Origin of the sequence: Sphingomonas epibiotica (assembly GCF_039615155.1) — a bacterium.
Classification (GTDB): Bacteria; Pseudomonadota; Alphaproteobacteria; order Sphingomonadales; family Sphingomonadaceae; genus Sphingomonas.
Genome location: NZ_JBDGHY010000003.1, coordinates 354812 through 367817, shown reverse-complemented (window position 1 = coordinate 367817; position 13006 = coordinate 354812). Strand labels below are relative to the sequence as shown.

Below are 13006 nucleotides of genomic sequence, written 5' to 3'. Positions count from 1 at the left end.
TGCGTCTGCGGCACGTCCCCTCCACCGTCCTGCGGACGGTCCCCCTCCCCGATGAACGGGGAGGATCACCGCTCAGTCGAACAGGCTCGACACCGACGATTCGTCGGCGATGCGGCGGATCGCTTCGGCCAGCAGGGGCGCGATGGTCAGGTGGCGGATCTTCTTGCCCTGCGCGATCACGTCGTGGTTGCCGATCGAATCGGTGATGACCAGTTCTTCGAGCGCCGACGCCTCGACCCGGGCGACCGCGCCGCCCGACAGCACGCCGTGGGTGCAATAGGCGACGACGCCGACCGCGCCAGCCTGTTTCAAGGCGGCGGCGGCGTTGCACAGCGTGCCGGCCGAATCGACGATATCGTCGATCAGGACGCAGAAGCGTCCTTCGACATCGCCGATGATGTTCATCACTTCCGATTCGCCGGCGCGTTCGCGACGCTTGTCGACGATGGCGAGCGGGGCGTTGTGGAGGCGCTTGGCGAGGCTGCGGGCGCGGACCACGCCGCCGACGTCGGGCGACACGACCATCAGGTTATGCTCGCCGAAGCGGGTCTTGATATCCTCCGACATGACCGGCGCGGCATAGAGATTGTCGGTCGGGATATCGAAGAAGCCCTGGATCTGCCCGGCATGGAGATCGACGCAGAGCACGCGGTCGGCGCCGGCCTCGGTCACGATATTGGCGACCAGCTTGGCCGAGATCGGGGTGCGCGGTCCGGGCTTCCGGTCCTGTCGGGCATAGCCGAAATAGGGGATGACCGCGGTGATGCGCCGTGCCGACGCGCGCTTCAGCGCGTCGATCATGATCAGCATTTCCATCAGATTGTCGTTGACCGGATAGCTGGTCGACTGGACGACGAACACGTCCTCGCCGCGGACATTCTCCAGCACCTCGACGAAGATTTCCTCGTCGGCGAAGCGGCGGACGCTGGCTTTCGTCAGCGGGATTTCCAGATAGTCCGCGATCGCGGTCGACAGGGGAAGGTTGGAATTGCCCGCCAGCAGCTTCATGGGTGCGCCCGTATCCATGATGGAAAGAATGGGTGCGCCATAGAGGGCGCGGACGATTTGTGAAACCCATGTGACGCCGGCGTTTGCGCCGATGCGACAAATGGGCGATTGGGCGGCCCATGACCGTCACCCGTTTCGCCCCCAGCCCGACCGGCTTCCTCCATATCGGCAATCTGCGCACCGCGCTCCACAACTGGATGTTCGCGAAGATGGCGGGCGGGCGGTTCCTGCTCAGGATCGACGACACCGATGGGGCGCGCAGCGAAGAGCGGTTCGTCGAGGCGATCCGGCGCGATCTGGCGTGGCTGGGGCTGGTGCCCGATGGCGAGGAACGGCAGTCGGCGCGGTTCGATCGCTATGAGGCGGTGTTCGCCGACATGGTCGCGAGCGGGCGGATCTATCCAGCGTATGAGACGCCCGAGGAACTGGATTTGCGGCGCAAGATCTTGGCGGGGCGGGGGTTGCCGCCGGTCTATGATCGGGCGGCATTGAAGCTGAGCAACGATGATCGCGTGCGGCTGGAGGCTGAGGGGCGGCGGCCGCACTGGCGCTTCCGGCTGGAGGCGGCGCCGATCGAGTGGGACGATATGGTGCGGGGGCCGCAGCGGTTCGACGGGGCGCTGCTGTCCGATCCGGTCGTGCGGCGCGCCGACGGGTCGTGGCTGTATCTGCTGCCCTCGGTCATCGACGATGCCGATATGGGGGTGACCCATGTCGTGCGCGGCGAGGATCACGTGTCGAATACCGCGACGCAGATGCAGATGTTTCAGGCGATGGGCGCGACGCCGCCGGACTTTGCGCATGAGGCGCTGCTGGTCGGCAACGAGGGAAAGCTGTCGAAGCGGCTGGGGTCGCTGGGCGTCGACCATTTCCGGGAGCAGGGGGTCGAGCCGGAGGCGGTGGTGGCGCTGCTGGCGCGGCTGGGGACCAGCGATCCGGTCGAAGCGGTAGTCGATCCGGCACCGTTGATCGATGCGTTCGATTTCGGCCGGTTCGGGCGGGCGCCGGCGCGGTTCGACGAAGCGGAACTGGCGCAGGTCAATGCGCGGATCATGCATCAGTTGCCGTTCGAACGGGTCGCGACGATGCTGCCCGCAGGGATGGATGCGGCGGCGTGGGAGGCGGTGCGCGGCAATCTGGAGCGGGTGGCGGATGCCGCCGACTGGTGGCGGGTGGTGACCGGGCCGGTCGACAAGCTGCCGGTGGCGGATGAGGATCGGGCGTTCCTGGCCCGCGCGGCGGAAGTTGCGGCGGGGCTGGACTGGAGCGATCCTTGGAGCGAACTTACGGCTACACTGAAGGCGGAGACCGGACGCAAGGGCAAGGCGCTGTTCCTGCCGCTGCGCCGCGCGCTGACCGGCATGGACCATGGGCCGGACATGGCGGCGCTGTTGCCGCTGATCGGTCGCGAGCGGGCGGTCGAACGGTTGAGAAGCTGACGCGCACGTCAGCTTTACAGACCCGACGATAGGGTATCTCATCGCATCAGCCGATTGGACGGCAGGAGATACGAATCGAAGGGACGGTGGCATGGCATATCAGGGACAACGTGGCCTGAGCCCGGTGGGCTTGGGCGTTGCGATTGCGATCAATGGCGGCCTGCTGGCGCTGGCGATGATGACGGCGACGACCGTCATGCGCGGGCCGGTCGACAAGCCGCTGGAAACCGAAGCCATCCCGATCGACCCGCCGCCGCCGCCGATCGACGAGGTGAAGCCGGTCGAGCGGGTCGTCAACGATCCCACGCCCGCGCCGCTGCCGGTCGTGCCGCCCGCGCCCTATCCGGTGCCGGGGCCGGCGATGGAGAGCACCGACGTCATCCCGCCCGCACCGCCGCCGCCGGTACCGCTGCCGACAACGCCGAGCGGGGTGGGTACCGGCACGCCGGTGACGGTCGCGACGCCGCTGCCGGTGCTGGTCGCGGCGAGCGTCGACCCGCGGTATCGCGCCGATTTCCAGCCCGACTATCCCGCCTTCGAACGCAATATCGGCCGCGACGGCGTGGTCGTCGTCCGGGTGTTGGTCGGCAGCAACGGGCGGGTCAGCGCCATCGAACCGGTGCGATCGACCAGCGATGCGTTCTTCGAGGCCACGAAGAAGCGCGCGCTGTCGAAATGGCGCTTCCGTCCCGCGACGCGCGATGGGGAGGCGGTCGAAAGCTGGCGCGAAATGACGGTGCGCTTCACGATGCAGGATAGCTGAAGGCTGGAAGAATCGGTTCATGCGAAGGCGCGGATCAGGTTGCAGCGGGCGCAACCTTTTTCGCGTCTTCGCGTGAATCATCCTTTTTTCGAAGGCGGCACCGGGGGCTGGCGCAGATACGCCCCCACGCCTATCTTGGGCGGCGTGAAGCTGCGTCACCTCTTCTCGCCGGTCCATGCCATCCGCGATTTCGCGAATTTCGCCCGTGCGCGCGAGAAGCATGAATGGTGGTTCCTGCTGGCGTCGATCTGCGTCGTGCTGGTGATCGGCTGGGCCTTCGTCCACGATTCCTATTTCGAACGGGCGTACAAGCCGAACATCATCTATTTCGAAAGCTGGCCCGCGAACCGCACCGATGCGGAGATCATCGCCCAGCAGAAGATCGACCAGGCCAAGCAGGAGGCCGAACAGGCCGAGTTCGAACGCGAACGCGCCAAGCGGCAGGCAGAGTGGAAGAAGATCGACGACAAGCTGAAAAGCTGGGGCATCTGAACCAGTCTGACGAGGATGCGCGCTGGATGGGCGCGGCGCTGACGCTGTCGGCGCGAACGCGTGGGAGCACCGCGCCCAATCCCAATGTCGGTTGCGTCATCGTCGCGGACGGCCGGGTCGTCGGGCGCGGCTGGACCCGGGCGGGCGGGCGGCCGCATGCCGAAGCCGAAGCGCTGGCGCAGGCGGGCGATCGGGCACGGGGCGCGACCGCCTATGTCACGCTGGAGCCGTGCGCCCATGTCTCGACGCGGGGGCCGGCCTGTTCCGATTTGCTGATCGAGAGCGGCGTGGCGCGGGTCGTCATCGGCCTGACCGATCCCGATCCGCGGACCGATGGACGGGGGATCGCCCGGTTGCAGGCGGCGGGGATCGAGGTGGTTGCCGGCGTCCGGAGCGAGGAAGCGGCGCGGGCGATGGCGGGGTTTTTGACGCGGCGCGCGCTGGGGCGACCGTTCGTCACGCTGAAACTGGCGCTGTCACTGGATGGCGCGGTATCGCGCGCCGATGGGCAGAGCCAGTGGATCACTGGACCACGCGCGCGCGCGCACGGCCATGTCGAGCGCAGTCGCCACGAGGCGATCCTCGTCGGGCGCGGTACGGCGGAGATCGACCGGCCGAAGCTGGACGTGCGGCTGCCCGGCCTGACCGGTCGCAGCCCACAGCGGGTCGTGCTGTCGGCCGATTGCGAAGCCATGGACGGGTTCACGATGCTGCCGGGGATCGAGGCACTGGTCGATCTGCCGGGCGACCATGTGCTGGTCGAGGGCGGGGCGGCGACGGCGGCGGCGTTTCTGCGCGCCGATGCGGTCGACCGGCTGCTGTTGTACCGCGCGCCGATCCTGATCGGGCATGGCCGGACGCTGCCCGATATCGGGCTGACCGATCTGGCGGCGGCGCACGGGCGATGGCGGCTGCACGACGCCCGGATGCTTGGCAGCGACCGGCTGGAGGTCTACGAGCGCGTCAGGATCGAGCGATAGACCGACCGGTGCCTCCCGCCCGCGCGGGAATGGCGCGGTGGCTGCCGAACGATCCACGATGAGGAGCGAAGCGTGTTTACCGGAATAGTCAGCGACGTGGGGCGCATCGAATCGATCGACGGGCCGGGCGACCTGCGGGTGCGGATCACCTGCGCCTATGACACGACCACCATCGACATGGGGGCATCGATCGCCTGTTCGGGCGTGTGCCTGACCGTGGTCGACAAGGGGCCGGGCTGGTTCGCGGTCGATGTGTCGGGCGAGACGGTGTCGCGCACCGCCGATCAGTGGGTCGCGGGACGTCCGCTGAACCTCGAACGCGCCTTGAAGCTGGGCGACGAACTGGGGGGCCATATCGTCACCGGCCATGTCGACGGCGTCGGCACGGTCGTCGCCACCGAGAGCGACAAGGATTCGACCCGCGTCACCTTCGCGATCGGTCGCGCGCTCAGCCCGTTCGTCGCGACCAAGGGGTCGGTGACGATCGACGGCGTGTCGCTGACCGTCAACGACGTCGCTGATGACGCCGATGGTACGCGCTTCACCGTCAACCTGATCCCGCATACCCAGGCGGTCACGACGCTTGGGACGCTCACGCAAGGGCAGTCGGTCAATATCGAGATCGACGTGCTCGCCCGTTATCTGATGCGAATGGAACAAGTCCGTGGCCAACGCTGAACTGGCGGGTCTCCGCCACGCTTTCCTGTCGTCCCCCGAAGAGATCATCGACGAGGCCCGCAACGGGCGGATGTTCATCCTGGTCGACGACGAAGACCGCGAGAATGAGGGCGATCTGGTCATCCCGGCGCAGATGGCGACGCCCGACGCGGTCAATTTCATGGCACGGCACGGGCGGGGGCTGATCTGCCTCGCCATGACCAAGTCGCGGGTCGAGCAACTCGGCCTCGACCTGATGGCGCGCAACAACGGTACGCGGCACGAGACCGCCTTCACCGTCTCGATCGAGGCGCGCGAGGGGGTGACGACCGGTATTTCGGCCGCCGATCGCGCGCGGACGATCGCGGTGGCGATCGACGCCAGCAAGGAAGCGTCGGAGATCGTGACGCCGGGCCATGTCTTCCCGCTGGTCGCGCGCGAAGGCGGCGTGCTGGTCCGCGCCGGCCATACCGAGGCGGCGGTCGACGTGTCGCGCTTGGCCGGCCTCAATCCCTCGGGCGTGATCTGCGAGATCATGAACGAGGACGGGACGATGGCGCGGATGGACGACCTGGTCGGCTTTTCGCAGCTGCACGGCCTGAAGATCGGGACGATCCGCGACCTGATCGCCTATCGCCGCCGCCACGACCATCTGGTCACGAAGCGCGCGGAGACGGTGTTCGAGAGCGAATGGGGCGGCGAATGGCGCGCCATGACCTTCTGGAACAAGGCGACGGGCAGCGAGCAGGTGGCGCTGGTCAAGGGGTTGATCGATCCGAGCAAGCCGACACTGGTGCGGATGCATGCGCTGTCGCCCTTTGCCGATCTGTTCGGCGAAGGCGGCGAGCGGGGCGGATTGCTGCGCAAGTCGATGCGGATCATCGGTGAGGAGGGTGCCGGCGTCGTCGTGGTCATCAACCGGCCGCGGCCCGATGGCCTGACGCTGGCGATCCATGCGCGTAGCGGTGCGCCGGTGCCCGACATGGAGGAACTGCGCGACTATGGCGTCGGCGCGATGATCCTGAACGAACTGGGCGTCGAGGACATGGTGCTGCTGACCAACACCCACCACACGCTGGTGGGGCTCGACGGATATGGGCTGAAGATCGTCGGCGAACGGCCGATCACGGAGAATTGATATGGCGAAGATACTGATCGTCGAGGCGCGATTTTACGACCATCTGAACGATCTGCTGCTCGAAGGCGCACGGGCGGCGATCGAGGCGGCGGGGCATGAACATGAGACGGTGACCGTCCCCGGCGCGCTGGAGGTACCGGGTGCGATCGCGATCGCCGATGCCGCCGAGACCTATGACGCGTTCGTCGCGCTTGGGGTCATCATCCGTGGCGAGACCTATCATTTCGAGGTCGTGTCGAACGAGAGCGCGCGCGGGATCATGAACCTGTCGCTGGAGGGGGTGCCGGTCGGCAACGGCATCCTGACCGTCGAGAACGAGGCGCAGGCGCTGACCCGCGCGAAAAAGGACGAGAAGGACAAGGGCGGCGAGGCGGCCAAGGCGGCGCTGGCGATGCTGGCATTGCGCGAGCGGTTTTCGGTGTGACGACTTAGAACGTGATGACATTAAGCCAACCCGTTCGTCCTGAGTAGCCATTGAGCTTGTCGAACTGGCGTATCGAAGGACCGTTGGTAGCAGGTGCTTCGATACGGGTCTTCGACTTCGCTCAGCCCCTACTCAGCACGAACGGTTCTACCTGTTGTCATCATGTTCTAGATCCTCCCCCGCACGGGGAGGAATTCAGGCGGGCGCCGTTGCTCCGACCGGGCCCACATCGGCCGGTTCGCCGCGCGAATAGACGCCGGTGAGGAGACCCGCCGCCAGCACACGACCGGCCATCGCCTCGACCACCGCGCTGCGGCCCGGATTGGGGTCGAGATGCGGGGCGTCCTTCAGCGCAAAGAGCTGGAAGGCGTAGCGATGCTCGCCATGGCCGGTCGGCGGATCGGGCGGCAGCCAGCCTTCGCGTAGATAGCTGTTGCGGCCGACATCGCCGTGCACCGCATCGCCGTCGCCATCGGGGCGGATCGCGCCTTCGGCAACCTGTCCGTCGCCCGGCGCGATATCCCACAGAATCGCGTGGACGAGGGGCTGGGTCGAGGGAGCGTCGGGGTCCTCGACGATCAGCGCCAGCGAGGTCGCGTCCGCCGGTACGCCGCGCCAGTGGAGCGGGGGCGACACCCCTTCGCCATCGGCGGTGAAACGTTCGGGCAGCCGCTGTCCATCGGCAAAGGCGAGGCTGGCGAGGTCGAGGCTGGCGAAGCTGCCCAGCGCCGGATCGACGATCGTCAGCTTCGACGCGCCGGCGCGGACATTGTGCAACAGGGCGCCGAGCCACCCCGGAACATGTTCGAGCATGATGGTCCTTTCGTCGCGGTTTCCCGCCGATAACCGGTGAGACCGCCGCCGGGGTCCGCCGCGCGCGCATAAATCGGCGCCGCGATGCGGCGATCCCGCCCGTTGATGCGTTGGCGAATGGGGACAGGGAAAAACCGACCAATCGATAAGGGTGGCGATGATCGACTGGTGGCGAAGTTACTGCGGGTCCGCGCCCGTAGCTGGTGACTGGTTGGCGCGATGGAATGGCGATCCGCTGTTGATCACGCTGCTGCTCGCCGCGCTGGTGTTGGCGGCGCGGTTGCCGGTCGGGCGGCGCGGTGCCGGTCTGTCGGGCATCACCGTGCTGGCGATCACCTTCGTCTCGCCGCTCTGTGCGTTGAGCGTCGCGCTGTTTTCGGCGCGGGCGGTGCATCATCTGTTGCTAATTGGGTTCGCGGCGCCATTGCTGGCGATGGCGTGGCCGGTGCGTGGGCGGGTGGCGGTGACGCTGCCGCTGTCGACGGCGATCTTGTGGGCGTGGCATCTGCCCGTGCTCTACGATGCGGCGTTGGCGCATGTCGGTGTCTATTGGCTGATGCAGGCGACGTTGCTGGCGAGTAGCTGGGCCTATTGGGCGTCGATCCGGCGGGCATCGGCTATGGAGGCGGTGGCGGGTATCGCCGGTGGCGCGGTGCAGATGGGCTTTCTGGGCGCGCTGCTGACCTTTGCCGGACGGCCGCTATACGAATCGCATATCGCGACGACCTTCGCGTTCGGGATCGGGCCGCTGGCCGACCAGCAGATGGCGGGGCTGATCATGTGGGTGCCGGGCATGGCACCCTATGCCGTCGCGGCGGCGTGGATCGCGGCGCGGCGCTGGCAGGACTTTGCGACCGGGCGGGCGGCGGCATGATCCTGACCTGGGTCAAGGGGCTGCATATCGCCGCGCTGATCCTGTGGTGCGCGGGGCTGGTGGCGTTGCCGCTGGTGCTGTCGAAGCATGACGTGGGCGAGCGGCAGGCCGATTATGCGCGGCTGCGGCGGATTACCCATTATGGCTATACCCGGATCGTTACCCCTGCAGCGGTGATCGCCATCGCCGCCGGTACCGCGCTGATCTTCCTGCGCGGGGTATTCGTGCCGTGGATGTTCGCGAAGCTTGTCGCGGTCGGGCTGCTGGTCGTGATCCACGGGCTGACCGGCCATGTCGTGGTGCTGATGAGCGAGCGGCGCGGCGAATATGCGCCGCCATCGTCCAAGCCGCTGCTGGCGGTGACGCTGGCGACGATGACCGCAGTGCTGACGTTGGTGCTGGGTAAGCCGGTCCTGCCCGACCTGGTTCCGGCGTGGCTGAAGACGCCGCAGCATCGTCAATTGCCGGTAGAGGCGACCCCGACTTGATATTCGAACACCAACTTGCCGCCATGCCAGCCGGTAAAGCCGGTGAAGCCGAGCGCGAACAGCGAGAGCAGGATGCCATAGGGCAGCACCGCCGTCTCATAGCCGGTGGTCAGGCGATAGCCCCAGTTCGCGCCGAGGATCGAGAGCAGCATCACCGCGATGATGAAATGCGTCCAGCTCGCCGCGCGCGCGCGGATGCCGGGGACGGCGAGCAGCTCGACGGTACCGGCGATCCCGGCGAGGACGCCGAGCAGGAAGCCGGCGCCCGACGCCCAAAGCGCGGCGCGCGCCCAAAAGCTGTCCCCGGTCCACCAGTAGATCGCATCGGCGCCGAAGGTGCAGGCGGTCAGCGCCACCGGAAAGGCGACCAGCATCGCGTGAATCGGGTGACCGGCGACCGCGACCTTCGATTCGGTGCGGTGGAACGCCGGATTGGCGCGGATCGGGTCGACCAGTCGTTCGTCGACCGCGGCATCCGGTTCGGTCATGCGGCATTCCCCCTGCGGCGCTTTATCGTCGGGGGGACAACGGTGCTGGCCGCCGGTGGTTGCGCCGGGCCGTTGTCGGTGCTCGACCCGGCCGGGCCGCATGCCGCGTCGGTCGCGACCCTGTGGTGGGTGATGCTGGCGGGGGCGGTGCTGCTCGCCGGGCTGGTTTTCGCATTGCTTGCGCTGGCGATGGTGCGGCGGCACAGCAAGGCAGCGGTGGTCGAGCGGCGCTGGATCATCGGGCTGGGGCTGGTGATGCCGAGCGCGGTGCTGCTGGCGCTGCTCGGCTATGCGCTGTTCCTCGGCGGGCGCATCCTGCCGACGCCCGCGCCGGATACGGTGACGATCGGGGTGGAGGCGCGGCGCTATGCGTGGGCCTTTCGGCATCCGGGCGGGCAGGTGACGCAAGGGGTGCTGCACATCCCGGCGGGGCGTCCGGTCGATCTGGTCATTACCGCCACCGACGTCATCCACAGTTTCTGGGTGCCGCGGCTGGCCGGCAAAATGGATGCGATACCGGGACATACCAACCGGTTGCGGATCGTCGCGGCGCGGCCCGGCACCTATCGCGGCGAGTGTGCCGAATATTGCGGCACCGGCCATCGCGAGCATGGCTTCACGGTGATCGCGCATGATGCCGCCGGCTGGGCGGCGCTGAGGCAAGGCCAATGAAGGCGCTGAAACTCCATCGCGACCTGACCGCGATCTGGCGGACCGAACCGGGCCTGCGCGGGCAGCTACGCTCGGTCAACCATTCGGACATGGGGCGGCGCTTCATTCTCGGCGCGTTCTTCTTCTTCGCCGTCGGCGGGGTGCTGGCGATGCTGATCCGCGCGCAGCTCGCCACGCCGCACAGCGCGTTCGTGGGACCGGCGGTCTATAACCAGCTGTTCACGATGCATGGCAGCGTCATGATGTTCCTGTTCGCCATCCCGATGTTCGAAGGGCTGGCGATGTACCTGTTGCCCAAGATGCTGGGTGCGCGTGATCTGGCCTATCCGCGGCTCTCCGCGCTGGGATGGTGGTGTTACGTGTTCGGCGGCAGCATCCTGATCGTCGCGATGCTCGCCGGGGTCGCACCCGATGCCGGCTGGTTCTTGTACCCGCCGCTCTCGGGCAAGACCTATACGCCCGGAATCAATTCCGACGTCTGGCTGCTGGGCGTCACCTTTGTCGAGATTTCGGCGATGTGCGCGGCGATCGAGATCGCGGTGTCGATCCTCAAGCTGCGCGCGCCGGGCATGCGCCTCGACCAGATGCCGTTGTTCGCATGGTATATGCTGGCGACCGCCGGCATGATGCTGTTCGGATTTCCGCCGCTGATCCTGGGATCGATCCTCCTGGAGGTCGAGCGCGCGTTCGGCTGGCCGTTCTACGATCCGCAACTGGGTGGATCGCCGCTATTGTGGCAGCATCTGTTCTGGCTGTTCGGCCACCCCGAAGTCTATATCATCTTCCTGCCCGCCGCGGGCGCGGTATCGACAATCCTGCCGGTGATGGCCCGGACCAAAATCCTCGGATACGGCGCGCTGGTCGCGGCGATCATGGCGCTGGCGTTCCTCAGCTTCGGGCTGTGGGTCCACCACATGTTCACGACCGGCATTCCGCACATGGCGCTGGGTTTCTTTTCTGCCGCGTCGACACTGGTCGCGATCCCGACGGCGGTGCAGATCTTCGCCTGGCTCGGCACCTTATGGGCGGGGCGGCCGCAACTGAAACTGCCTATGCTGTATCTGATCGGCTTCTTCGTGGTGTTCGTGCTGGGGGGCCTTACCGGGGTGATGCTGGCGGTGGTGCCGTTCGACGGACAGGCGCACGATACCGCCTTCGTCACCGCGCATCTCCATTATGTGCTGGTCGGCGGGTTCGTGTTCCCGATGCTGGCCGCCGCCTATTACTGGCTGCCGCACTTCACCGGGCGCGGGCGGGTGATGCGGCTGGGCGAGGCGGCGTTCTGGCTGATCTTCATCGGCTTCAACATGACCTTCTTCCTGATGCACCTGACCGGATTGCTGGGAATGCCGCGGCGGATCGATACCTATCCCGCGGAAATGGGGTGGATGTGGCTGAACCTGTTGTCGTCGGTCGGCAGCTTCCTGATGGCGTTCGGCTTTGCATTGTTCGCGATCGATGTCGGGTTGCAGATCTGGCTTGGCCGCTTCCATCGCCGCAATCCGTGGAACGCGGCGACGCTGGAATGGGCGATGCCGACCCCGCCCACCGCCTATAATTTCGCCAGCCTGCCGCGCGTCGCCGGGCGCGATCCGGTCGAGGATCGGCCGAACCTCGCGGTCGAACTGGCGCGGGGGGAGGGGTGGCTGGGTCATACGCGACATGGCTGGCGCGAGACGATGGCGGTCGACATGGTCAGCGGCGCGCCCGATCATATCGTCATCCTGCCGACCAACAGCTGGCTGCCGATCACGACCGCCGCGGTTCTGGGCGGATTTTTCCTGTCGATGCTGTTCGGACTGTATCCGGTTGCGCCGTTGTTCCTGATCGCGGTCGTGTTTCTGGGCTGGCGCTGGGCATGGAGCAATGGACGGCGGCGCGATTACGGCCCGTTGCCCGCCGGACCCGGCGGGGCGATGCTGCCGATCGCAAGCGAGGTTACGGGGACGACCGGCTGGTGGGGCAGCGTCTTCGCGTTGGCGGCCAGCGCGACGCTCTTCGCCTCGCTGTTGTTCGGCTATGCGTTTTTGTGGACGGTCGCGCCCGACTGGCCGCCGCCGGTGCGGGTGGCGCGCGCGCCGTTCGAACTGGTGCTGGCGCTGGGCGGGGCGGCGGTCGCCGTCGTCGCGATGCGCCGGGGGCGATGGGCGGCAGCATGCTGCGGGCAGGTTGCGATCGTCGCGGCGCTGCTCCTGTTGGTGACGCTGCGACTGCCCGGACCGACGACCCATGCCTATGCAGCGACGGGGGCGATGGTTTCGGCCTATGCGATCTTCCATGCCGCGCTGGCGGCGGTGATGCTGGCGTTCCTGCGCGCGCGGGCCAAGGCCGGCTTTATCGGCGGAGCACGGCAGGGCGAGTCGCGCACCGTGCGGTTGTGGAGCGACCATGCGGCCGTGAGCGGGATCGTCGCCGCCATAGTCGTCGCGCTGCCGGGATGGTTCGCGTGACTGCGCTGCTGCGCATGACCGCCGGCCTAACGCATTGGGCGGTGGCGTTCTGCGTGTTGTATGGCCTGCACGGCATCGGCTGTGCCGGCGGATGGGCAGCGGTCGCGATCGGGCCGGTCAGCGTACAGCGGCTGGTGCTGTTGCTGGCGTGGATCGGGGCAGTATTGGCGAGCGTCGCGCTGACGCTATGGTTGTACCGGACGCGCGGCGACGCGTCGACCGACCAGATCGGCATCGTGCTCGGCTGGATCGGGGTCGCGGCGATCGTCGTCACCGGGCTGCCGATCGTGACGTTGCCGGCCTGTCTATAGGATACGAAC

At 67.3% G+C, this 13006-nt stretch carries 15 protein-coding genes; 12 read left to right on the top strand and 3 right to left on the bottom strand.

Annotated elements, in window-relative coordinates:
• Window positions 1-72 precede the first annotated feature (72 nt).
• Entirely contained in the window at window positions 73-1008 is a 936-nt protein-coding gene (locus AAIO73_RS08135) for a ribose-phosphate pyrophosphokinase (protein WP_056458326.1), read from the bottom strand.
• 119 nt (window positions 1009-1127) lie between these two features.
• Between AAIO73_RS08135 and gltX the strand changes: the two genes are divergently transcribed.
• The 7 genes from gltX (at window position 1128) to ribH (ending at window position 6901) form a co-directional block, all read left to right on the top strand.
• Entirely contained in the window at window positions 1128-2447 is a 1320-nt protein-coding gene (gene gltX, locus AAIO73_RS08130) for a glutamate--tRNA ligase (protein WP_345877212.1), read from the top strand.
• 91 nt (window positions 2448-2538) lie between these two features.
• Entirely contained in the window at window positions 2539-3210 is a 672-nt protein-coding gene (locus tag AAIO73_RS08125; RefSeq protein ID WP_345877211.1) for a TonB family protein, read from the top strand.
• Between the two features lie 144 nt (window positions 3211-3354).
• The gene (locus tag AAIO73_RS08120; RefSeq protein WP_242119619.1) at window positions 3355-3702 is read left to right on the top strand and encodes a hypothetical protein; all 348 of its coding nucleotides are present in this window, start codon (window positions 3355-3357) and stop codon (window positions 3700-3702) included.
• A 26-nt stretch (window positions 3703-3728) separates the two neighbouring features.
• Window positions 3729-4682 carry a bifunctional diaminohydroxyphosphoribosylaminopyrimidine deaminase/5-amino-6-(5-phosphoribosylamino)uracil reductase RibD gene (gene ribD / locus AAIO73_RS08115; protein ID WP_526023788.1) on the top strand — a complete coding sequence of 318 codons (954 nt, stop codon included), beginning with the start codon at window positions 3729-3731 and terminating at the stop codon, window positions 4680-4682.
• A 72-nt stretch (window positions 4683-4754) separates the two neighbouring features.
• Window positions 4755-5360 carry a riboflavin synthase gene (locus tag AAIO73_RS08110; RefSeq protein WP_345877210.1) on the top strand — a complete coding sequence of 202 codons (606 nt, stop codon included), beginning with the start codon at window positions 4755-4757 and terminating at the stop codon, window positions 5358-5360.
• Window positions 5347-6477 carry a 3,4-dihydroxy-2-butanone-4-phosphate synthase gene (gene ribB / locus AAIO73_RS08105; RefSeq protein ID WP_345877209.1) on the top strand — a complete coding sequence of 377 codons (1131 nt, stop codon included), beginning with the start codon at window positions 5347-5349 and terminating at the stop codon, window positions 6475-6477. The genes AAIO73_RS08110 and ribB overlap by 14 nt, the downstream gene beginning before the upstream one ends.
• Window position 6478: 1 nt before the next feature.
• The gene (gene ribH / locus AAIO73_RS08100; RefSeq protein ID WP_345877208.1) at window positions 6479-6901 is read left to right on the top strand and encodes a 6,7-dimethyl-8-ribityllumazine synthase; all 423 of its coding nucleotides are present in this window, start codon (window positions 6479-6481) and stop codon (window positions 6899-6901) included.
• 195 nt (window positions 6902-7096) lie between these two features.
• Here the strand turns inward: ribH and AAIO73_RS08095 are convergent, their stop codons facing one another.
• Entirely contained in the window at window positions 7097-7714 is a 618-nt protein-coding gene (locus AAIO73_RS08095) for a YbhB/YbcL family Raf kinase inhibitor-like protein (protein WP_345877207.1), read from the bottom strand.
• Between the two features lie 157 nt (window positions 7715-7871).
• Here AAIO73_RS08095 and AAIO73_RS08090 point away from each other — a divergent pair, with 157 nt between their 5' ends.
• Window positions 7872-8588 (top strand): cytochrome c oxidase assembly protein, encoded by a 717-nt coding sequence (locus tag AAIO73_RS08090; protein WP_345877206.1) that lies wholly within the window; start codon window positions 7872-7874, stop codon window positions 8586-8588.
• Window positions 8585-9076: a CopD family protein gene (locus AAIO73_RS08085; RefSeq protein ID WP_345877205.1), complete on the top strand. Its 492-nt coding sequence runs from the start codon at window positions 8585-8587 to the stop codon at window positions 9074-9076. Before AAIO73_RS08090 ends, AAIO73_RS08085 begins: the two co-directional genes overlap by 4 nt.
• On the opposite strand, the gene AAIO73_RS08080 is transcribed toward AAIO73_RS08085, so the two are convergent.
• Window positions 9046-9564, bottom strand: a complete 519-nt coding sequence (locus AAIO73_RS08080; RefSeq protein ID WP_345877204.1) for a DUF2231 domain-containing protein — start codon at window positions 9562-9564, stop codon at window positions 9046-9048. The genes AAIO73_RS08085 and AAIO73_RS08080 overlap by 31 nt on opposite strands.
• Before the next feature lie 42 nt (window positions 9565-9606).
• On the opposite strand from AAIO73_RS08080, the gene coxB reads away from it, so the two are divergent.
• From coxB to AAIO73_RS08065, 3 genes are read left to right on the top strand one after another with little or no spacing between them, the layout of a single operon-like run.
• Complete coding sequence (coxB, locus tag AAIO73_RS08075) at window positions 9607-10236, top strand: cytochrome c oxidase subunit II (protein ID WP_345877203.1); 630 nt, start codon at window positions 9607-9609, stop codon at window positions 10234-10236.
• Window positions 10233-12686: a cytochrome c oxidase subunit I gene (gene ctaD, locus AAIO73_RS08070; protein ID WP_345877202.1), complete on the top strand. Its 2454-nt coding sequence runs from the start codon at window positions 10233-10235 to the stop codon at window positions 12684-12686. The genes coxB and ctaD overlap by 4 nt, the downstream gene beginning before the upstream one ends.
• Window positions 12683-12997, top strand: coding sequence for a hypothetical protein (locus AAIO73_RS08065; RefSeq protein ID WP_345877201.1), 315 nt, complete (start codon window positions 12683-12685; stop codon window positions 12995-12997). The genes ctaD and AAIO73_RS08065 overlap by 4 nt, the downstream gene beginning before the upstream one ends.
• Window positions 12998-13006: the final 9 nt, after the last annotated feature.